The sequence below is a fragment of the Terrabacter sp. FW104-15G4B genome (assembly GCF_058790095.1).
Genome location: NZ_JBYTCI010000015.1, coordinates 72,562 through 92,388, shown reverse-complemented (window position 1 = coordinate 92,388; position 19,827 = coordinate 72,562). Strand labels below are relative to the sequence as shown.

The window sequence follows — 19,827 nt, the reverse complement described above, 5'->3', positions numbered from 1 at the left end:
GAGCAATTCGGGCAAACGCCGTACAACGGATGTAAACGCTGTGCAGAATGCTCGCCGGACGTGCTGACTGCGAGGAGACCGACGAATGCTGCCTGCCCCACACCCATCGCGAGGTCATCGAGGCGAGGGGCTCCGAGGGCGGACCGGCCGTTCCGTCCCCGCCCTCGTCGCCCTCGCCGTCCTGGCGGGCGTCCCGGGCCTCACTGGGGCCACGACCGCGTCGGCGGCCCCCGTTGCCGCGACCACCGTCACCGCCACGAGCGCCACTGCTCCGACCGGCGTGGGCCTGTCCGTCGTCGCCGGTCCCACGCGGGGAGGGACGACCCTCGACGTGACGGGCTCCGGGGTCGGCGCCGCCACGAAGGTGTGGTTCGGCAGCACGGTCGTCACGAGGATCACCAAGGTCTCGAGCACTCGCGTGCGGGTGGTGACGCCGGCGCACCCGGCAGGTCTCACCAACGTGCGTGTCACGACCCCGGCGGGCACATCGGCGGTGTCGTCGCGCTCGACCTTCGCCTTCGACGCGGTGCCGACCGTGTCGGCACTGTCCTCGCGCAGCTCCACGACCCGCGGTGGCACGACCGTGACGGTGACCGGCACCGGCCTGCAGCGGACCAGCGTGGTCCGGTTCGGCGCCACGGCCGCCACGAACCTCAGCCGCCTGTCATCGACGCAGGTCCGCGTCACGGTCCCCGCCCACGCGCAGGGAACCGCCGACGTCAGGGTCACGACGACGGGGGGCACCTCCCCCGTCACGACGTCGGGCCGCTTCACCTACACGGCTGCGCCTGTGGCCGTTCCCCCGACGGTCACGCGCCTGTCGACGTCCGCCGGCCCCGTCCGTGGCGGCACCGTCGTGACGCTGACAGGCACGGGCTTCAGCGGCGCGTCGGCAGTGACGTTCGGTGCGACGGCCGCCCAGTTCACCGTCCTCTCGAGCACCCAGATCCGCGTGACCTCCCCGGCGCACGCGGCCGGGGTGGTCACCGTGGGCGTCCGCACGGCGGCCGGCCAGTCGGCCGCTACAGCAGCCAACTCCTTTGCTTACGAAGCTGTTCCGACACTGACCGCCATCAGCCCTTCCTCGGGCCCCACCGCCGGAGGTGCCGTCGTCACGCTGACCGGCACCGGCCTGGGCCGTGCCACGGCGGTCGCCTTCGGCGCGACCACGACGACGAGGGTCGTCCGGGTCTCGGCGACGACGCTGCGGGTCACGAGCCCGGCCCGTCCCGTGGGCACCGTCGACGTGCGCGTCACGACGCCGGGCGGCACCTCGGCCGTCACGACGCGCGGACGCTACACCTACCAGGCGCCGCCCGCCGTCACGTCCCTGTCGAGCAACGCCGGCCCGGTCGCCGGCGGTGCCGTGGTCACCCTGACCGGCACCCGCTTCACCGGCGCGACCCGCGTCGCCTTCGGTGGCACGACCGCCCGCTACACCGTGGTCTCGGCCACCACGATCCGGGCCACGACGCCGGCGCACCCCGTCGGCACCGTGGCGGTCACCGTCACCACCCCCTACGGCACGTCGCCCGCCGGCGCGGCGACGGCGTACGCGTACGACCCGGTCCCCAGCGTCACCGCGCTGGCTCCCCCGACCGGGCCGCCAGCAGGCGGAACTGTGGTCACGCTGACCGGCACAGGCCTCGCGCGGGCGACCGCCGTCCGTTTCGGCACCACCACGACGACGAACCTCGTGCGGGTGTCCGCGACCCAGCTGCGGGTCACCACTCCGGCGCACGCGCCCGGCCCGGTCGACGTCGTCGTCACCACCCCGGGCGGCACGTCGGTCCCGAGCTCCGTCGTCCGCTACGCCTACGGCTTCCCGCCGGTCGTCACCGGGCTCTCCGTCACCGCCGGTCCCCTGGTCGGTGGCACCGTCGTCACGGTCACCGGCACGCATCTCGGCGATGTCACCGAGGTGCGCTTCGGCGCCGTCGCAGCCACCGGCCTCGTCCACGTCTCCGCCACGACGCTGCGCGTCACGTCCCCGGCGCAGGCGGAGGGCACGGTCGCCGTACGCGCCACCAACCCCAACGGGAACAGCCCCGAGACTGCCGGCGGCCGCTTCACCTACGTCGGCGTGCCGGCCCTGTCCGCCCTGTCGACCCCGGCCGGCCCGCTGGCGGGCAGGGTGGTCGTGACCGTCAGCGGCACCCGCCTCGCGCTGGCGACCTCCGTCACGTTCGGCGGCGTTCCGGCGACCGACCTCGTCCGCGTCTCGGACACCACCCTGCGCGTGGCCGTCCCCGCCCACGTGGCCGGCGCCGTCGACGTACGCGTCCGCACCCCCGGCGGCATCTCGCCGCACGCCGTACCCGTCCGGTTCACCTACCTGCCGGTGCCCACCATCACGGCCGTGTCGCCGGCCCTCGCTCCCACCAGGGGGGGCGGCGTCGTCACCCTCAACGGGACGGCATACGACCTCGTGTCCTCGGTGACCTTCGGCGGGGTGCCCGCGACCGCGCTGACGCGCATCTCGGCCACGGAGCTTCTCGTCACGCTGCCCGCCCACGCCGAGGGCGACGTCGACGTGCGTGTCACCACCCCCGGCGGCACCTCCGCCGTCGTGCCGGCCGGTCGCTTCTCCTTCCAGGACGCGCCCGTCGTCGCCTCGGTCGCTCCCGCGTCGGGGCCCCTGCGCGGCGGCACGGTGGTGACGCTGCGGGGCACGTCGTTCACCGAGGTCCGCAGCGTCGTCGTCGGCGGCGTCGCCACCTCCTTCACGCGGGTCTCGGCGACCCAGCTGACCGCCGTGGTGCCCGCCCGCACCGCCACGGGCCGCGTGCCGATCGAGGTGACCACCCGCGCCGGCTCCGACGTGCGTCCGAACGGCTACACGTACGTCGCCGGGACCACCCTCTCGTCCGGGCAGTGGCTCTCCTCCGCGACGTCCCTTCGCTCGCCGGGCGGGGGCTACGTCGCCACCATGAGGGCGGACGGCAGCCTCGTCATCACGACGTCGGCCGGCGTGCCTCGGTGGTCGAGCGCCACAACTGGGGCGGGCAACCGCCTCCAGGTGCGGACCGACGGCAACGTCGTCATCCTCCGCAGGAACGGCACCCTCGCGTGGTCGAGCGGCACGAACGGCTGGACCGGCGGGGCACTGACCCTGACGGACGCCGGCCTGCTCCAGCTGCGCCAGGGCTCGACGACGGTGTGGGACCACCGCGGCCTGCGCTACGACCGGATGCTGCCCGGCCAGACCCTGCGTCCCGGCGAGTCGATCGTCTCGACCAACCTGGCGTGGAGCCTGCTCATGCGCACCGACGGCAACCTGGTCCTCAGCTCCGCCAAGGGCGTACGCCAGTGGTCGGCCTTCACGACCGGCGCGGGCAACACGGCGAGCATGCAGACCGACGGCAACTTCGTCGTGCGCAACACGCGCGGCGTCACGCAGTGGTCCACCGGGACGAGCGGCTCCGGCTCGGTCGTGCGCGTCCTCGGCACCGCCAACGTGGCGGTCTACCGCGGCACAGCGGTGACGTGGGCCATCACCGGAGGCCCCGCCCCGAAGAGCTGGGCCTGCTACTCCCGGGCGACGCAGTACTGCATCCAGCGCTTCGGCTACTACGGCCAGCGGTCCTGGAACTACCCCGTCGACGCGTGGGGCAACAACTGCACGAACTTCTCCGCCTACCGCCTCTCGCGGGACGGCGTGCGCAACCCTGGCAACCTCGGCAACGCGACGAACTGGGACACCAACGCCCGGGCCAAGGGCTTCGCCGTCGACCAGAGGCCGCGCGTCGGGGACATCGCGCAATGGAACTCCAACCACGTGGCGTACGTGGACTGGGTCAGCGCTGACGGCAACTCCGTCGCGATCTCCGAGAGCGGCTACGGGGGCACCGTGCTGGGCAAGACGTACACGTCGATGAGCGGCCGTCGGGTCCTGACGCGCGGCAGCTACTCGTGGCCGTCGAACTTCATCCACTTCCGCTGACCGGGGCCTTGCGGTGCGGTGGGGCCGGTGCCACCCTGCGTGGGTGGCACCGGACCGGACGATCTTCGACGCCGCGGGCGGTATGCCGGCGCTGACGCGCCTCGCGCACGCCTGGCACGGGCGCTGTCTCGCCGACCCGGTCGTCTCCCACGCCTTCTCGCACGGCTACCACCCGGACCACTCGGCGCACCTGGCCGCCTACTGGGCCGAGGCGCTCGGAGGTCCGGCCGACTACACCGACTCCGTCGCCAGCGAGACGGACGTCGTGCGCCTGCACTCGGGCAACGGGGAGCACCGCGAGATGGACGAGCGGGCGGTGGACTGCTTCGCCAGGGCCCTCGACGACGTGGGCCTCTCGCGCGACCCGGCCGTCCGCGACGCGCTCCTCACCTACTTCACGTGGACCACGGGATACCTGGGTACCTACCACCACTCCGCCGACGACGTGCCCGACGGCCTCACCGTGCCGCAGTGGTCGTGGGAGGGGCTGGTGGGGGGCGCGGATGCCCGCCGCACCGCCGCCGGGCCTCAGCCCCAGTAGTCGTCCATGGCCTCGGCCGCGTCGTCGGACACCGAGGACGTACGCCGTTCGGTGACCGAGAGCCGACCGCGGTAGAAGAGCATCGGCCGCCCGGACTCGACGTCCTCGAGGTCCAGCACGCGGCCGACGACGACGTCGTGGTCACCGGCGACGTGCACCTGCTCGACCGAGCAGTGCACCCGGACGAGGACACCGGGCAGGCTGGGACCTCCGTGAACGGACGGCGCCCACTCGAGGCCCTCGAAGCGCGCACCTGCCGTCGAGCCGAATCGCCCGATGAGGTCGCGCTGGCCGTGACCGAGCACGTTGACGGTGAAACGGCCCTGGTCGCGCATCCGCGGCCAGGACCGGCCCCGGTGGTCGGCGCAGAAGAGCACGAGCGGCGGGTGCAGCGAGACCGACGCGAAGGACTGGCACGCGAAGCCCACGGGGACGCCGTCGGGCGCCCAGCCGGTCACGATCGTCACGCCCGTGGCGAAGTGGCCCAGCGCATGGCGCATCCGCTCCGGCGTCGGCTCGCCCGTCACGCCGGGTCCTGCGGGTGGTTCGGCTCGCGCGCCTCCCCGAGAGCCTGCACGAGCGCAGCCAGCCGGGAGGCCTCCCGGTCGGCGACGGGACCGTCGGCCTTCTGGATCGCCATGACGGCGACGGTGTCGCCGTCCTCGAGGTCGAGCGTCACCCACGGCTCTCCACCCCCGAACTGGATGCCGACGACCTCCGCCCACTCGAGAGTGCGCGTCAGCACGAGGTTGCGCACCACGAGGCCGGCACGGCTGGGGACTGCGACGATGGAGGCATAGCGCCAGGCGACGAACGCGACGGCCACACCGAGGCCGAAGAACATCAACCGGTCACCGATCCCCCACCCGCCGCCGACCTGGGCCGGCATGGCGACGGCGATGGCACCGAAGACGAGCAGGGACACCCACACGACGCCGAGCGCCACGGCGCGCCCGCGCCGGGACCGGAAGGGCGCCATCGCCTCGGGGCCCGGGGTCGAGTGCGGGTCCGGGGTCGAGTGCGGGTCCGGGTTCACAGTCGGCAGGCCGCGATGTCGGTGACGAGGATCGCCCGGGCACCGAGGTCGTAGAGCTCGTCCATGAGCCGGTTGCGACCGACCCGCGGCACCATGGCCCGGACCGCCACCCACGCCTCGTCCTGCATCGGGGAAACGGTCGGCGACTCGAGGCCGGGCGTCAGCTCGCACGCCTTGTCGACGAGATCCCTGGGGCAGTCGTAGTCGAGCATGACGTAGGTGCGTGCCGTGATGACGCCGGCGATGCGGCGTTGCAGCACCTCGATGGCCTGGTCCTCGCCGGGGCGGTCGCCGCGGATGAGGACCGCCTCGGAGCGCAGGATGGGCTCCCCGAAGACCTCGAGGCCCTGCTGGCGCAGCGTCGTCCCGGTCTCCACGACGTCCGCGATGCAGTCGGCGACCCCCAGCGTGATGGCCGTCTCGACGGCACCGTCAAGGCGCACGACCTCGGCCGACAGCCCGCGGGCGGCGAGGTCCGCTCGGACGAGACCGGCATACGAGGTCGCGACCCGCTTGCCCCCGATGTCCTCGACGGTGGCCACGTGACCGGGCTTGCCGGCATACCGGAAGGTGGAGGTGCCGAAGCCGAGGGACATCACCTCGACCGCGCTCGAGCCGGAGTCGAGCAGCAGGTCACGGCCGGTCACGCCGGCGTCCACGGTGCCGGAGCCGACGTAGACGGCGATGTCGCGGGGACGCAGGTAGAAGAACTCGACGTCGTTCTCCGCGTCGGCGACGACGAGCTCCTTGGAGTCGCGGCGGGTGCGGTAGCCGGCCTCGCGCAGCAGCTCGACAGTCGCGTCCGAGAGAGAGCCCTTGTTGGGCATGGCAATTCGCAGCATGGGGCGCGGGTCCTCAGAGGTGGGTGTAGACGTCGTCGAGCGAGATGCCCTTGGCGAGCATGAGGACCTGCAGATGGTAGAGCAGCTGGCTGATCTCCTCGGCCGCCTCGTCGTTCGACTGGTACTCGGCGGCCATCCACACCTCGGCTGCCTCCTCGACGATCTTCTTGCCGATCGCGTGGACCCCGGCGTCGAGCTGCGCGACGGTGCCCGACCCCGCGGGTCGCGTCTGCGCCTTCTCGGCCAGCTCCGCATACAGCTGCTCAAAGCTCTTCACGGTGCCCCAGCCTACGGGCCGCACGTCGTCCGTCCGGACGGCGCTCACGTGCTGGTGGGCTCACGCAGCGCGACGACCGTGGCGACGGCGGCGGACGCGGCCTCGTGGCCCTTGTCCTCCGCCGATCCCGGAAGTCCGGCGCGGTCCAGGGCCTGTGCCTCGTCGTCGCAGGTGAGGACCCCGAAGCCGATGGGGGTGGTGGCGCGGATGGAGACGTCGGTGATGCCGACGGTCGCCGCCTGGCAGACGTACTCGAAGTGCGGGGTGCCGCCGCGGATGACGACGCCGAGCGCGACGAGCGCGTCGTAGCGGCCGGCGAGCGAGGCGCACGCCACGGGTAGCTCGAACGTGCCGGGCACGCGGACGACGTCGACCGACGTCACCCCTGCGTCGGCGAGTCCCCGGCGGGCTCCGTCGAGGAGTCCGTCCATGACCTGCTGGTGCCAGCTCGCGGCCACCACCGCGACGCGCAGCCCCGTGCCGTCGGTGGTGATCTCGGGTGCGCCGTCCTTCATGCCGTCTCCTTGCCGTGCCGGTCGGTCGTGACCGGGATGTCGTGGCCCATGCGCTCGCGCTTGGTGACGAGGTAGCGCTCGTTGTCCTCGCCCATCGGTCCGTGCAGGCGCTCGACCGCGACGACGTCGAGCCCGAGCGCACGCAGGGCCGCCACCTTCTGCGGGTTGTTGGTCAGCAGCACCACGTCCGTCACGCCGAGGTCGTGCAGGATGGCCGCGCCGGCGGCGTACTCCCTGGCGTCGACCGGCAGCCCCAGGGCCGTCTGGGCGTCGACGGTGTCGACCCCACGGTCCTGCTCGGCGTACGCGCGCAGCTTGTCGACGAGCCCGACACCGCGGCCCTCGTGGCCGCCGAGGTAGACGACGACGCCGCCCTCGCGGCCCACGCGCGCCAGCGATGCCTGCAGCTGGGGCCCGCAGTCGCAGCGCAGCGAGCCGAACGCGTCGCCGGTCAGGCACTCCGAGTGCAGGCGCGTGAGCACCGGACCGGAGCGGCTGTGGCCCTGCAGCCCACGAGGGCTGACGAGGGCGACGTGCTCGTCACCGGTGAGGGTGTCGCGGTAGCCGTGTGCGGTGAAGGTGCCGTGGACGGTCGGGATGCGGGTCGTCGCCAGGCGTTCCACCCGGTCGAGCCGCTGTCGGTGGTCGATCAGCTGCTTGATGGTGAGGACGGGCAGGTCGAACTCGCGGCCGAGGTCGACGACGGCGTCGAAGCGCATCATCGTGCCGTCGTCGTGGACGAGCTCGCCGATGACGCCGACGGGTGACAGGCCCGCGAGCCGCGTCAGGTCGACGGCCGCCTCGGTGTGGCCGGGACGCGTGAGCACGCCGCCGTGCCGCGCCCGTAAGGGCAGGATGTGCCCGGGGCGGATGAGGTCGGCGGGGGTGGAGTCGGCGTCGGCGAGGACCTGGACCGTGCGCAAGCGGTCGGCAGCGCTGATGCCGGTGCTGACTCCCGTGGCGGCGTCGACCGACACCGTGTAGGCGGTGCGCAGGGGGTCCCGGTTCTCGGCGACCATGAGCGGCAGCTTCAGGCGGTCGGCGACCTCGTCGGGCACGGGCGCGCAGAGGTAGCCGGACGAGTGGCGGATCGTCCACGCCATCCACTCCTCGGTGGCGGTCTGCGCGGCGAGCACGAGGTCTCCCTCGTTCTCCCGGTCCTCGTCGTCGAGGACGAGGACCGGTCGGCCGGCGCGGAGGGCCTCGAGGGCCGACTCCACGGTCGAGAGGGTCATGACGCGGCCTCCTGCCGGTGGGTGAGCAGTCGCTCGACGTACTTCGCGATGACGTCGACCTCCAGGTTGACGACGTCACCGACTCCCTTGCGGCCCAATGTCGTCAGCTCGAGAGTGGTGGGGATCAGGGAGACGCCGAAGGCGTCCTCGGCCACGTGCGCGACGGTGAGCGAGACCCCGTCGACCGTGATGGACCCCTTCTCGACGACGTATGCCGCAAGGCTGGCCGGGAGCGTGAAGTCCACCGTCTCCCAACGCTCCCCGGGCGTGCGCGCCGCGATGGTGGCGATGCCGTCGACGTGTCCCTGGACGACGTGGCCACCGAACCGCCCGTCGGCCGGCATCGCACGCTCGAGGTTGACACGGTCGCCCGGTGCGAGCGCGCCGAGGCTGCTGCGGTCCAGGGTCTCGGCCATGACGTCGACGGTGAAACTGGTTGCGTCGTGGTCCGTCACGGTCAGGCAGACACCGTTGACGGCGATGGAGGCGCCGTGGGTCGCGTCGCTGACGACGAGCGGGCCGTCGATACGCAGCACGGCCGACTCGGCGCCGAGCTCGATCGCGGAGACGGTGCCGAGCTCCTCGACGATTCCGGTGAACATGACTGTCTCCTCAGGGTTCTGCGAGCTCTCGCGGATCATGGGTTGGGGCAAGCTCAGTCGGGACGGCGTGGATGCGCACGTCTCCCCCGACGACCACTGCGTCGACGAGCTCGAGGCGCAGGGCGCCGGTGATCGACTCGATGCCGAGGTCGTCGACGGCGAGGCGGCCCGCGCCGAGGATCATCGGTGCCACGTAGGCATAGACGTCGTCGACGAGGCCGGCGCGCAGGAAGGCCGCGGCCAGCGTCGGCCCGCCCTCGAGCCAGACGTCGCGCAGACCCTGCTGCCAGAGCAGGTCCAGGGCTTCGAGCGGGTCCTGCGTCGGCAGGTGCATCACCTCGCCGGGGGTCTGGTGGATGCGAGCCCCCGCAGGGATCGCGCGCCGCCCCATGACCGCGCGCACCGGCTGGTCCGGCGCCGGGGAGCCGTCGGGCCCCCGCACCGTCAGCCGGGGATCGTCGGAGAGAAGGGTGCCGGTGCCGACGACGACGGCGTCACGCGTTCCGCGCAGGCGATGCACGTCGGCCCGCGCGAGCTCGCCGGTGATCCACTGGCTGCTGCCGTCCGCGGCGGCGCTGCGGCCGTCGAGGCTGGTCGCGGCCTTCCAGGTCACGAGCGGGCGGCCGAGGACGACGCTGCGGGCCCATCGCTCGTTCAGCGCCGCGGCCTCGTCCGCGAGGACACCGCCGGTGACCTGGATGCCGGCTGCATGCAGCCGCTCGGCGCCGCCCGCAGCGTCCGGGTTGGGGTCCGACTGGGCGAAGACGACCCGTGCGACGCCCGCCGCCAGCAGCGCGTCGGTGCACGGCGGTGTGCGCCCGGAGTGGGAGCACGGTTCGAGCGTCACATAGGCGGTCGCTCCGCGGGCCGCGACCCCCGCCGCATGCAGCGCCTGGACCTCGGCGTGCGGCGTCCCGGCGCCGCGGTGGTGCCCCTCGCCGACGAGGGTGCCGTCGGGTGCCACGAGCACGCAGCCGACGCGCGGGTTGGGGTCGGGCCACGGGCCGGAGGCGGCGAGCTGCAGCGCCCGTCGCATCCAGCTCGGTGCAGCCGAGTCGCCCATGGCTCAGCTGGTCCGCCCGGCGAGCTCCGGCTCGACGTCGGGAGCTTCGACCCTGGACACCTTGACCCACTGCGTGAAGCCGTAGAGGACGAAGAGCCCGTAGAAGGTGTAGAGCACCGCCGTCGGCACGTAGTCGGTCGCGAAGGCGAAGGGCACACCGACGAGGTCGACACCGATCCAGGCGAGCCAGAACTCGTTCCAGCCACGCGCCATGGCGTACGTCGCGACGATCGATCCGACGAAGATCCACGCGTCGCACCAGTAGAACCACCATTCGGGCGTGAAGAACGGGTTCGGCGACAGGTTCCACAGCCACACGAAGGCCTGGTGCACGAGCACCGTGCCGACGAGCCAGAAGACGACGACGGCGATGCGCTCGTGGGTCGTGGCCCAGCGCGGGGTGATCGCGACGCCGCTGCCGTCAGCGGCGTGGTTGAGCCGGCGAGAGCGCGACCAGCGCCACCAGCCGTAGATGCTCGTGATGATGAAGAAGACCTGACGACCGGCCTGCCCGAAGAGCGGGATGCGCTCGTCGGCGCCGAAGACCGCGCCGAGGTAGACGAAGAAGAGCATGACGTTGGCCAGGATGCCGACGGGCCAGGCCCAGACCCACCGGCGCATGCCGAGGTAGGCCGAGGCGAGCCCGATGAGGACTCCGATGAGCTCCAGCCAGTGCAGCTGGTACTGCCCGAAGGGGATGGTGGCGTCGATGGCCTGCTGGAAGACGTTCTTCGTCTCGTCGGCCAGAGCTAGTGCCTGCATGTGGTGTTCGTCCTTGGTGGTTCGTCGTGACACGGACGAACTCCGGGGTACCTCCACACGCCCCCGGGTCCCGGACCGAAGGACGATGCCGACGGCCCAGACCACACGTGGCCTGTTTCGTGCTGCCTCCCATCCGGACTTTCACCGTCGGTCCTGGAGTTTCACCAGGTCAACCGGCCGCTGGATGCGGTCGGGTCGCGGACTGTAACCGCCGGCTCGGAATTACACCGACCCCGGAGCACGTAGGGCCAGTATGCACCCGCCACCCCGGACGACGCACACTCCCGACCGCGTGACGGCGAACACCGCATACGCCCGCTGTTGGCGTGCGCTGGGGCGTCGGGACGATCAGTGACGGTGCCCCACGGCCAGGGCGCGCAGGTGGTCGACGGCTGCGGCGGCGTCGTCGGCGCCGTAGACCGCGGATCCGGCGACGAAGACGTCAGCGCCCGCCTCGGCGCACTGCTCGATCGTGTCGGTGCTGACTCCGCCGTCGACCTGAACCCAGATCTCGCCGCCGTGGCGGCGCACGGCCTCACGGACCTGGCGCACCTTGGGCATCTGGTCGGCCATGAACGACTGGCCCCCGAAACCCGGCTCGACGGTCATGACCAGCACCATGTCGAGATCGGGCAGCAGGTCCTCGTAGGGGGCGAAGGGCGTGCCGGGCTTGATCGCCATCGACGCGCGGGCGCCCGCCGCGCGCAGCGTCCGCGCCAGGGTGCGCGGCTCGCGGGCCGCTTCGACGTGGAAGGTCACCGACTGGCAGCCGGCCTCGGCGTAGCCGGGGGCCCACCGATCAGGGTCCTCGATCATCAGGTGGGCGTCGATCGGGATCGGGCTCACGGCGAGCAGGGCCTCGACGACGGGCAGGCCGAGCGTCAGGTTGGGCACGAAATGGCCGTCCATGACGTCGACGTGTGCCCAGTCGGCGTTCGCGACACGGCCGAGTTCCGTCTCCAGGTTCGCGAAGTCGGCGGACAGGATGCTCGGTGAGATCTGCACGCGCACAGCCTAGGGGCCGGTGGGTTCCGGGCAGGTGTTCGCCTGGGCCATGGCGGACGATCAGAACGGCGGCGGCTCGGCTCGGCTGACCGCCTGAACTCCTCAGGGCTCCGAGCCCCGTCCAGCCGGACGGCACCCGGGCAGCCGAAGGACGACATGCTCGAGGCCGCGGTGTACGGCACGCCGGCGGCCCTCAGACAGTTGGTCCCTTTCGCTCTATCAGACACCAGTTCGCGTCACCTGGAAGGAGTTGTCCACATCGAGACGTGCGACTGGGAATCGGCCGTGAACGGCGCCCTGGTCCAGTCGGCCCACCGGTGCTGCAGCGTCATCCCGGCCAGACGGGCCATGAGGTCGAGCTCGGAGGGCCAGACGTAGCGGTGCGCCGAGGTCGAGCAGGTCGCGACCGCCCGGCCTGAGTCGTCGAGCACACCGTCGGTCCTGACGAAGTGGTGCGACACGCAGCGCTGCGACACGACGTCGACCGTATCGAGGCCGACGTGCCGCGACCCGACGTGGAAGGGGACGGCGGTCTGGCCGGGCGGCATCCGACGTAGCTGCGGCACGAACACCTCGACGACGAATGCCCCTCCCGGCGCGAGTTGCGCGGCGACGGTTCGGAAGCACTCGACCTGCTCGTCCTGGGTCAGCAGGTTGGTGATCGTGTTGTAGACGAGATAGGCCAGGCGGTAGCCCTCGCCGACGCGTGTGGTCGCCATGTCGCCGATGGTCACGGGCAGCCGCTCGCCACCGGGCTTGCGGCGCAACTCGGCGACCATGGCCTCCGAGAAGTCGATGCCGTGCACCTCCACGCCGCGCGCCGCCAGGGGCAGGCCGACCCGACCGGTGCCGACGGCCAGCTCGAGCGCCGGGCCGTCACCCGCGAGCTCGTGCAGCAGGTCGACGGTCGGGCCGAGCACCTCCGGTTCGAACATGTGGGCCGAGCCTGCGTCGTAGGTGGGCGCGACCCGCTCGTCGAAGGGGTTCGGCTCGAGGTCATCCATCTCGTATGCCGTCACGGCCCCACCCTGCCCATCGGCCGCTCGGCGCGCGAGGGGTTTTCTGGCAGCTAGCGCTTGCGCAGGAGGGCGAAGAACATCGCATCGGTGCCGTGGATGTGCGGCCAGAGCTGGACGTACGGCCCTTCTCCGAGCGCCGTCAGCTCGCGTCCCGACGCGTCGAGGAAGTACGGACGGGCGTCGACGAGCTCGACGTCGTCCCGGCCCTTGAGGACGTCGGCGACGACGAACCGGGTCTCGTTGAGGTGTGGGCTGCACGTCGCGTAGCCGATGAGGCCGCCCGCCGCGGTGGCGTCCACTCCGGACGTCAGCAGCTCGCGCTGGAGCTCCGAGAGACCCGCGACGTCCGACGGGACCCGCCGCCAGCGCGCCTCCGGGCGACGACGGAGCGCCCCGAGACCGGTGCACGGGGCGTCGATGAGGACACGGCTGAAGCCGCCGGGGTCGAGCTCGCCGAGGTCGCGGCCGTCACCGTGACGCACCTTGAGGCTGGTGTCCAGCTCGCGGGCCTCCGCCCGGGCGGCGGCAAGCGTCTGCCACACGAGATCGGCACGGTGCTCGCTGATCTCGTTGGCCACGAAGGGGATTCGCCGCTGGATGGCAAGGGCGGCGAGCAGCCCAGCCTTGCCACCCGGCCCGGCGCAGAGGTCGAGCCAGCGCTCGCGCTGCGCCGCGTCACCCTCGACGTCGGCAGCCGCCAGCGCGAGGACGAGCAGCTGCGACCCTTCGTCCTGAACGGCGGCGCGACCCTCGCGCACCGCTGCGACGGCGCCGGGGTCGCCCTCGGGCCACGTCGCGCCGACGGGGCTGAGGCCGGAGCGCTCCGCGCCGGAGTCCTCGAGCTCGTCGAGCGAGGCCAGGCCCGGACGGGCCGCGAGCGACACCTTGGCTGCAGCGTTGTCGCTCTCGAGCAGAGTGGTCAGCGACTCCTCGACCTCGGCGGGGCTGACCGTGCCGTGCCCGATGAGGCCGGCGCGCAGCGCCTTGGCAATCCACAGCGGGTGCGAGGTGCGAAGCGCCAGCCGCTCGACGGGGTCGGTGACACCTTCGGTGACCAGCTCGACCCACGCGTCGGGCTCGCGCTCGCTGATGCGCCGCATGACGGCGTTGACGAAGCCGGCCGCGCCGGCGCCGTTGACCTGACGAGCGAGGGCAACCGTCTCATCGACGGCGGCGTGGTTCGGCACGCGCATCCCGAGCAGCTGGTGGGCCCCGAGCCGCAGGGTGTCCAGCACGTTCGCGTCGATCTTGTCGACGGAACGTCCCGCGGCGGAGGCGATGATGGCGTCGTAGAGCCCCGCCAGACGGGTCGCGCCGTAGACGAGCTCCGTGGCGAAGCCGGCGTCACGACCGCTGATCCCCTTGTCGCGCAAGAGCTTCGGCAGCGCGAGGTTGCCATAGGCGCCGTCGGCGATCTCTCGCATCGCGGTGTAGGCAGCGAGCCGCGGCGCGTCGGTGCGTCGCGCACGTTCGGACGGTCGCTGCTCGGAGCGGTGCCGGGCGGAGCGCTCGCGTGCCGGCGGCCGTTGCCTGTCCCCGCGCCGCCCGTCACCCTGCGCGCCGCCACCCCGTGGTTCGTCACTCATCGCCGACCCGCTCCCCTGCCTCGATCCGTAGGCCCCGTGCCCAGTCGGCGGCCGCCATCGGCTTCTTCCCGTGGGCCTGCACGGTGCCGAGACGCAAGGGCTGGGTGCCGGTGCCGACGAAGACGGCCTTCTTCGTGACGTGGAGATCACCGGCACGCAGTGTGGCACCCTCCGGGACGTCGTCGACCGGCACGAGGCTGACGGGCGACACCTTGAGCCGCTCGCCACGGAATGTCGTCCACGCGCCCGGCGCCGGCGTGCAGCCGCGCACGAGCCGGTCGACGGCCACGGCCGGTCGGGTCCAGACGATGCGGGCGCCGTCCACCTCGATCTTCGGTGCGAGCGAGACACCGTCGGACGGCTGCGGCACGGCGACGAGGTCGCCGGACTCGAGACCGTCGAGCGTGGCGACGAGCAGGCCGGCGCCAGCCGTCGACAACCGGCCCAGCAGGTCTCCGGCAGTGTCGCTGGGTCGGATCGCCTCGGTCATGACGCCGAGGACGGGACCGGTGTCGAGCCCGCGTTCGATGACGAAGGTCGAGGCCCCCGTGAGCTCGTCACCGGCCATGATCGCGTGCTGCACCGGGGCGGCGCCGCGCCAGGCGGGCAGGAGGGAGAAGTGAAGGTTGATCCAGCCAAGGCGCGGGATGGCCAGCGCGTCGGCCGGGATGAGGTTGCCGTAGGCGACGACGGGGCAGGCGTCCGGGGCCAGGTCGCGCAGGGCCTCGAGGAAGTCGGGGTCCTTGACGCGGTTCGGCGTCAACACGGGCACGCCCAGCTCCTCTGCCCTGCGGCGGACCGGCGACGCCTCGAGCCGCCGGCCCCGTCCGGAGGGCGCATCCGGTCGCGTCACCACTCCCACGAGCTCGTGGCTCGAGGCCGCGACGGCCTCCAGGCTCGGCACCGCAGCCTCGGGGGTGCCGGCGAAGACGAGCCTCATGTCACATCGCCCGGCCGAAGGTGGAGTGCGGGCTGATCCGCACCTCGGGCGGGTTGTCGGCGAACCACTCGGCCTCGCGGATGGCTCGCATCGCCTCGCGGCGCGCCTCGGGGTCCAGGCGGTCGACGAAGAGGATGCCGTCGAGGTGGTCGGTCTCGTGCTGGACGCACCGCGCCAGCAGCTGCGTGCCCTCGAGGACGACCGGCTCACCCCACATGTTCTGTCCCTTGGCGACGACCGACAGGGCACGCCTGGTGTCGAAGGCCAGGCCGGGGATCGAGAGGCAGCCCTCGGGGCCGTCCTGCTCGTCGTCGGAGAGGTCGAGCAGCGGGTTGACGAGGTGACCGAGCACGCCGTCGACCCAGTAGGTGAAGACGCGCAGGCCCACGCCGATCTGCGGCGCGGCGAGGCCCGCGCCCGGCGCGTCGAGCATGGTGTCCTCGAGGTCCTTGACGAGGACACGCAGCTGCTTGTCGAAGTCGGTCACCTCTGCGGCAGAGGTGCGCAGGACCGGGTCACCGAAGAGTCGGATGTCCTTGATCGACACGGGTCTCCAGGGGTCGGGAATGCGTGGGCCGCCGCCAGTCTAGGACCGTGCCGGCTCGCCGGTCTCCGCCCCGGCCCTCGCCGGGTCCTCGTCGCTGCGCCCGAGCTCACGCACCGACCTCGACAGCAACGCCGACAACGAGATGACCACGTAGACGCCGGCGCTGACGACCATCAGGGTCTCGGTGTCGACGGTAGTCGCGAGCCAGCCGTAGAGGAAGGTGCCGATCGGGATCGCGACGAACGAGCCGAGCGCGTCGTAGCTCGACACCCTCGAGAGCACCGACACGGGCACGTGCTCGTGCAGTGCGGTTGTCCACCCGACGCCGAAGACCTCGACCGCCGCACCGGCGAGGAGGAAGCCGACGGCGACCGGCACGAGCGCCGGGGCGACCCCGAGGAGCACCATCGGCACGGCGAGCACGCAGATGGCGAGCATCCCGGCGCGCAACGGTCTCCGGAGCCGCAGACGTAGCATGACGAGCGTCATGAGCACCGTGCCGACGGCCTCGGCGCTGAGCACGAGGCCCCAGCCCGCCTCGCCGATCGAGGTGCTGGACTTCGCGACAAGGGGACCGAGCACCCCGATGACGCCCGAGTGGATGGCGTTCGTGAGCCCGAAGGCGAGCACGACGACCCACAGCCACTCCCGTCCCGTGAACTCACTCCAGCCCTCGCGCAGCTCGCGCGCCATCGAGTGGCGCGGCGCGCTCACCTCTTCCGAGCGTCTCGGCAGACCGACGCGCGTCAGGCAGACGATGGCGACGGCATACGTCATCGCGTCGGCGGCGAGCGCCCACCCCGGACCGACGCCGACGACGAGCAGGCCCGCGACCGCCGGTCCGACGACGGCCAGGCCGCTGCGGCTGAAGGACAGCAGCGCATTGGCCTGCTGGAGCCGCGACCGGTCGACGACGAGCGGGACGACGCCCATCATCGCGGGCATCGTGAAGGCCGACACGGCGCCGTTGACCCCTTCGATGACGGTCAGCTGGGTCAGCGTGGCGTCACCGCTGATGATGAGGTATGCCGCGAGCGCCTGGGTGACGCAGGTGAGCACGTGCGACACCTGGAGCACGACGATGCGCGAGAAGCGGTCGGCGACCACACCTCCGACGAGGAGGAAGAGGACCATCGTCAAGGTGCGCACCCCGAGCACCTGGGCGAGGGCTCCGGCGGACTGGTCGATGTGCAGCACGGCGAAGGCGAGCGCAACGGGGACCATGACGGATCCGGCCGTCGAAACCGTGCGGGCAGTGAAGTACCACGCGAACCGTCGGTCGGACAGCGCCCCCATGGACTGCTGGACCTTCATGAGGACTCCCGCCCGTCCCTGAGGCGGAAGGCGGCCACCGAGAGCGCGGCGCGGACGGCGCCCTCGGTGCGCGGTGGCCGCGCCGAGGCGTGCAGCAGCGTGCTCGCCTCGTCGACGAGCGCCGTGACCCTCTCCCACACCTCGGGCTCGACCCAGAGGTCAGCGTCGGTGAACCGGCTCGGGGTGCCCGGCTCCCGCTCGAGGAAGCGTCTCGGGATCATGTCGGCGAGCACCCGCACGTAGGCGAGCCGGTCCTCCTCCCCGGTCGCCTGGGGACGCACGACGGGCGCGTCCCACGGATGGCGGTACTTCTTGGCCTTGCCGCCGCGGACCGTCTCCTCCCCCGCGACCTCGAGCAGGTTGGCCGCGAGGAGCAGGCGCAGGTGGTAGCTGGCGTTGGCCTGCGTGACGCCCAGCTCGCGAGCGACCTCGGCGGCGCTCAGCTCGGCTCCGGTGAGCAGCGAGAGCATCTGCAGCCGGAGCGGGTGGGCCGTGGCGCGCAGCTCACCGATGCGCTCTTCCTCCAAAGACATGTTTGGGAGTATGCCCCCCGGTGCGCTCGACCGTCAAGCGATCCTTTGGCGGTTGTCCTGACGTGCTGGACGCTGCGGCCCCGGCGCCCGCATGGTCGCGCCGGGAGCAGGTGGCTGACAGGGTGGGCATCGTGGAGCTGACACAGCAGCGGGTCCCCGGCTGCCCGAAGCGGATGGTCTACGGCCCGTGCGGAGGGGTCCGCGACGACGGTTCTTGCGAGATGGTCTCGTCCCCGTGTGTGTTCGACGCGCTCCCCGATCTCTCGCCGGCCGAGCTCGGCGGGCTGGATGCACCTTTCCCCCGACTCGCTCGATCCTCGGACGCCTGGCGACCCCCGATGATCCTCACCGACCTGAGCGTTCCGCCGGCCGACGCAGCCACCCTCCGGTCCACTGCGCAGCTGCTCGCCGCGAGCTGCGACGCGGTCCTGGTCGGCGACCACCAGGACCGAGTCGACTTCCCGCCCAGCACGCTCGCCCGGCTGATCGCCGACGCGGGCGCCGTGCCGTGGGTGACGCTGGCCTGCCGGGACCGTAACCGGATCGCCCTCGAGCAGGAGCTGCGCGCCCTGGCACTGGACCGGCTCGCCACGGTGCTGTGCGTCACGGGGGACGGCCGGGCATACGACGTCCGCCCTGAGGTGACCCAGGCCTTCGACCTGGACGGCACCCGGCTGGCCGCCCTGGCCGCCTCGCTGGGACTTCCCGTCGCGGTCGCCGAGACCCCGACCGCCCGCCCGGTGGCCTTGCGGCCCCGGAGGCTGGCCCACAAGGAGCAGGCCGGGGCCCGGGTGGGCGTGCTCAACCACGTGCCCACCGCCGCGCAGCTGTTCGACTTCCTTGATGCGGCCCGCGCGGCGGGGCTCGGGATGCCGGTGCTCGCCTCGGTTGTCGTGTTCACCGACCAGCGTTCAGCGGACGTCCTGGCCGCGCTGCCGGGTCTGGAGATCGCAGCCGACCGCCTGGAGCTGGTGCTGACCGCCGACGATCCCGTCGAGGCCGGCATCGAAGCAGCGGTGGACGAGGCGGTCCTGCTGTTGGGACTGCCGGGTATGGCCGGGGTGAACCTGTCCGGGCTCGCGTCAGCCCGGGGCGTGCAGGCCGCCGCCGAGATCCAGGCCGAGATCGGACGCCGAATCCGCGTCACGCAAGGAGTGAGACCGTGAGCAGCTCGTCCGACTCGAGGGATGCCACGGATGCCATGGACTCCATGGACGCCGAGTTCGACACCGTGGCGGCGTGGAGCGCTGAGGTGGTCGGCGGTCTCGACCCGGCCCACCGGATCCCGGCCGGATGCCGAGGCAGCGGCAGTCCCGGCGCCCTGCACTGGTTGCTCGACCACCTGGCCCCTGAGCCCGAGCAGGTCTTCCTGGACTGTGGCGCCGGCGTGGGCGGACCGGCCGCTTTCGCGGCCCGAGAGACCGGCGTACGTCCGGTGCTCACCGACCCGGAGCCGGGAGCGTGCCGAGCCGCTCGCTCACTGTTCGACCTCCCCGCGATCCAGGCGGGCACGCAGCTGCCGATCGCGACCGGGGTCGTCGACGTCGGGTGGAGCCTCGGGGTGCTGTGCACGGTGGACGACCAACCGGCATACCTCGCGGAGATCCGACGGGTCCTGCGGCCGGAGGCGCGCTTCGGCCTGATCGTCTACTGCGCCGCGCATCCCGGAGCCCTTCGCCTGGAGCCGCCGGAGGGCAACGACTTCCCGACCGTCGAGGCCCTCGACGGACTACTCGACCGGGCATCGCTGCGGGTGCTGAGCAGTGGCTGGACGGACCACTTCGCCGCGTTCCCGGCCGACTGGCAAGAGGTGATGGCAAAGGTCGAGCGCGAGCTCGAGCGCCGCCACGGTGACGACCCCCGCTGGCAGACGGCCCAAGAGCAGTCGGGCCGGATGGGCTCGCTCCTCGCGGCCGGTGAGGTACGCGGGCGGATGTTGGTCCTGGAGGCAGACTGACCCACCTCGCCAGAGGATTGACGTTGCCATCCGCTTGGAGGAGCTGACCGCCTCGGGACACCCCAAAGTCTCCGGGCTCACCGGAGCCCTTCAGTGTGGCTTGGCGGAGT

20 protein-coding genes and 1 riboswitch are annotated in these 19,827 nt (G+C 72.2%); of the genes, 4 read left to right on the top strand and 16 right to left on the bottom strand.

Features of this window, described 5'->3' with window-relative positions; genetic code table 11:
- Positions 1 to 85: 85 nt before the first annotated feature.
- Together AC3WRT_RS13210 and AC3WRT_RS13205 are read left to right on the top strand one after the other, a co-directional pair.
- Positions 86 to 3,943, top strand: coding sequence for an IPT/TIG domain-containing protein (locus AC3WRT_RS13210; RefSeq protein WP_492722582.1), 3,858 nt, complete (start codon positions 86 to 88; stop codon positions 3,941 to 3,943).
- 43 nt (positions 3,944 to 3,986) lie between these two features.
- The gene (locus tag AC3WRT_RS13205) at positions 3,987 to 4,484 is read left to right on the top strand and encodes a group II truncated hemoglobin (RefSeq protein ID WP_492722580.1); all 498 of its coding nucleotides are present in this window, start codon (positions 3,987 to 3,989) and stop codon (positions 4,482 to 4,484) included.
- On the opposite strand, the gene AC3WRT_RS13200 is transcribed toward AC3WRT_RS13205, so the two are convergent.
- The 16 genes from AC3WRT_RS13200 to AC3WRT_RS13125 all read right to left on the bottom strand — a co-directional run bounded on the left by AC3WRT_RS13200 (position 4,472) and on the right by AC3WRT_RS13125 (position 17,760).
- Positions 4,472 to 5,011, bottom strand: a complete 540-nt coding sequence (locus AC3WRT_RS13200; protein ID WP_492722578.1) for a flavin reductase family protein — start codon at positions 5,009 to 5,011, stop codon at positions 4,472 to 4,474. The two genes, AC3WRT_RS13205 and AC3WRT_RS13200, sit on opposite strands and share 13 nt — an antisense overlap.
- Positions 5,008 to 5,520, bottom strand: a complete 513-nt coding sequence (locus tag AC3WRT_RS13195; protein ID WP_492722576.1) for a PH domain-containing protein — start codon at positions 5,518 to 5,520, stop codon at positions 5,008 to 5,010. The genes AC3WRT_RS13200 and AC3WRT_RS13195 overlap by 4 nt, the downstream gene beginning before the upstream one ends.
- Complete coding sequence (hisG, locus tag AC3WRT_RS13190) at positions 5,517 to 6,362, bottom strand: ATP phosphoribosyltransferase (protein WP_492722574.1); 846 nt, start codon at positions 6,360 to 6,362, stop codon at positions 5,517 to 5,519. Before hisG ends, AC3WRT_RS13195 begins: the two co-directional genes overlap by 4 nt.
- A 13-nt stretch (positions 6,363 to 6,375) precedes the next feature.
- Complete coding sequence (locus AC3WRT_RS13185; protein WP_492722572.1) at positions 6,376 to 6,639, bottom strand: phosphoribosyl-ATP diphosphatase; 264 nt, start codon at positions 6,637 to 6,639, stop codon at positions 6,376 to 6,378.
- Positions 6,640 to 6,683: 44 nt separating this feature from the next.
- Positions 6,684 to 7,154, bottom strand: a complete 471-nt coding sequence (gene ribH, locus AC3WRT_RS13180; protein ID WP_492722570.1) for a 6,7-dimethyl-8-ribityllumazine synthase — start codon at positions 7,152 to 7,154, stop codon at positions 6,684 to 6,686.
- Entirely contained in the window at positions 7,151 to 8,389 is a 1,239-nt protein-coding gene (gene ribB / locus AC3WRT_RS13175) for a 3,4-dihydroxy-2-butanone-4-phosphate synthase (RefSeq protein ID WP_492722568.1), read from the bottom strand. Before ribB ends, ribH begins: the two co-directional genes overlap by 4 nt.
- Positions 8,386 to 8,991: a riboflavin synthase gene (locus tag AC3WRT_RS13170; protein ID WP_492722566.1), complete on the bottom strand. Its 606-nt coding sequence runs from the start codon at positions 8,989 to 8,991 to the stop codon at positions 8,386 to 8,388. The genes ribB and AC3WRT_RS13170 overlap by 4 nt, the downstream gene beginning before the upstream one ends.
- 10 nt (positions 8,992 to 9,001) lie before the next feature.
- A complete protein-coding gene (ribD, locus tag AC3WRT_RS13165) occupies positions 9,002 to 10,054 on the bottom strand; it encodes a bifunctional diaminohydroxyphosphoribosylaminopyrimidine deaminase/5-amino-6-(5-phosphoribosylamino)uracil reductase RibD (protein WP_492722564.1) in 1,053 nt (350 codons plus the stop codon).
- Positions 10,055 to 10,057: 3 nt separating this feature from the next.
- A complete protein-coding gene (gene pnuC, locus AC3WRT_RS13160; protein ID WP_492722562.1) occupies positions 10,058 to 10,816 on the bottom strand; it encodes a nicotinamide riboside transporter PnuC in 759 nt (252 codons plus the stop codon).
- A gap of 116 nt (positions 10,817 to 10,932) precedes the next feature.
- A riboswitch (FMN riboswitch) is annotated at positions 10,933 to 11,061 on the bottom strand.
- Positions 11,062 to 11,164: 103 nt separating this feature from the next.
- Positions 11,165 to 11,821, bottom strand: a complete 657-nt coding sequence (gene rpe / locus AC3WRT_RS13155; RefSeq protein ID WP_492722560.1) for a ribulose-phosphate 3-epimerase — start codon at positions 11,819 to 11,821, stop codon at positions 11,165 to 11,167.
- A 236-nt stretch (positions 11,822 to 12,057) separates the two neighbouring features.
- Positions 12,058 to 12,840 (bottom strand): class I SAM-dependent DNA methyltransferase, encoded by a 783-nt coding sequence (locus AC3WRT_RS13150; RefSeq protein WP_492722559.1) that lies wholly within the window; start codon positions 12,838 to 12,840, stop codon positions 12,058 to 12,060.
- Positions 12,841 to 12,890: 50 nt separating this feature from the next.
- The gene (locus tag AC3WRT_RS13145; RefSeq protein ID WP_492722557.1) at positions 12,891 to 14,426 is read right to left on the bottom strand and encodes an RsmB/NOP family class I SAM-dependent RNA methyltransferase; all 1,536 of its coding nucleotides are present in this window, start codon (positions 14,424 to 14,426) and stop codon (positions 12,891 to 12,893) included.
- Entirely contained in the window at positions 14,419 to 15,366 is a 948-nt protein-coding gene (fmt, locus tag AC3WRT_RS13140; protein WP_492722555.1) for a methionyl-tRNA formyltransferase, read from the bottom strand. Before fmt ends, AC3WRT_RS13145 begins: the two co-directional genes overlap by 8 nt.
- A gap of 1 nt (position 15,367) precedes the next feature.
- Positions 15,368 to 15,913 carry a peptide deformylase gene (gene def, locus AC3WRT_RS13135; RefSeq protein ID WP_492722554.1) on the bottom strand — a complete coding sequence of 182 codons (546 nt, stop codon included), beginning with the start codon at positions 15,911 to 15,913 and terminating at the stop codon, positions 15,368 to 15,370.
- Between the two features lie 39 nt (positions 15,914 to 15,952).
- Entirely contained in the window at positions 15,953 to 17,227 is a 1,275-nt protein-coding gene (locus AC3WRT_RS13130) for an MFS transporter (protein WP_492722552.1), read from the bottom strand.
- Positions 17,224 to 17,760 (bottom strand): helix-turn-helix domain-containing protein, encoded by a 537-nt coding sequence (locus AC3WRT_RS13125; RefSeq protein ID WP_492722550.1) that lies wholly within the window; start codon positions 17,758 to 17,760, stop codon positions 17,224 to 17,226. Before AC3WRT_RS13125 ends, AC3WRT_RS13130 begins: the two co-directional genes overlap by 4 nt.
- 131 nt (positions 17,761 to 17,891) lie before the next feature.
- On the opposite strand from AC3WRT_RS13125, the gene AC3WRT_RS13120 reads away from it, so the two are divergent.
- Positions 17,892 to 18,926 (top strand): methylenetetrahydrofolate reductase, encoded by a 1,035-nt coding sequence (locus tag AC3WRT_RS13120; protein WP_492722549.1) that lies wholly within the window; start codon positions 17,892 to 17,894, stop codon positions 18,924 to 18,926.
- The gene (locus tag AC3WRT_RS13115; protein WP_492722547.1) at positions 18,923 to 19,717 is read left to right on the top strand and encodes a class I SAM-dependent methyltransferase; all 795 of its coding nucleotides are present in this window, start codon (positions 18,923 to 18,925) and stop codon (positions 19,715 to 19,717) included. The genes AC3WRT_RS13120 and AC3WRT_RS13115 overlap by 4 nt, the downstream gene beginning before the upstream one ends.
- Positions 19,718 to 19,827: the final 110 nt, after the last annotated feature.

Excerpts from the sequence above, each read along its gene's own strand:
- AC3WRT_RS13210 (WP_492722582.1), top strand. The coding sequence starts at position 86 with ATGCTGCCTGCCCCACACCCATCGCGAGGTCATCGAGGCGAGGGGCTC.
- hisG (WP_492722574.1), bottom strand. The coding sequence starts at position 6,362 with ATGCTGCGAATTGCCATGCCCAACAAGGGCTCTCTCTCGGACGCGACT.
- ribH (WP_492722570.1), bottom strand. The coding sequence starts at position 7,154 with ATGAAGGACGGCGCACCCGAGATCACCACCGACGGCACGGGGCTGCGC.
- ribB (WP_492722568.1), bottom strand. The coding sequence starts at position 8,389 with ATGACCCTCTCGACCGTGGAGTCGGCCCTCGAGGCCCTCCGCGCCGGC.
- AC3WRT_RS13170 (WP_492722566.1), bottom strand. The coding sequence starts at position 8,991 with ATGTTCACCGGAATCGTCGAGGAGCTCGGCACCGTCTCCGCGATCGAG.
- ribD (WP_492722564.1), bottom strand. The coding sequence starts at position 10,054 with ATGGGCGACTCGGCTGCACCGAGCTGGATGCGACGGGCGCTGCAGCTC.
- pnuC (WP_492722562.1), bottom strand. The coding sequence starts at position 10,816 with ATGCAGGCACTAGCTCTGGCCGACGAGACGAAGAACGTCTTCCAGCAG.
- AC3WRT_RS13145 (WP_492722557.1), bottom strand. The coding sequence starts at position 14,426 with ATGAGTGACGAACCACGGGGTGGCGGCGCGCAGGGTGACGGGCGGCGC.
- fmt (WP_492722555.1), bottom strand. The coding sequence starts at position 15,366 with ATGAGGCTCGTCTTCGCCGGCACCCCCGAGGCTGCGGTGCCGAGCCTG.
- AC3WRT_RS13130 (WP_492722552.1), bottom strand. The coding sequence starts at position 17,227 with ATGAAGGTCCAGCAGTCCATGGGGGCGCTGTCCGACCGACGGTTCGCG.
- AC3WRT_RS13125 (WP_492722550.1), bottom strand. The coding sequence starts at position 17,760 with ATGTCTTTGGAGGAAGAGCGCATCGGTGAGCTGCGCGCCACGGCCCAC.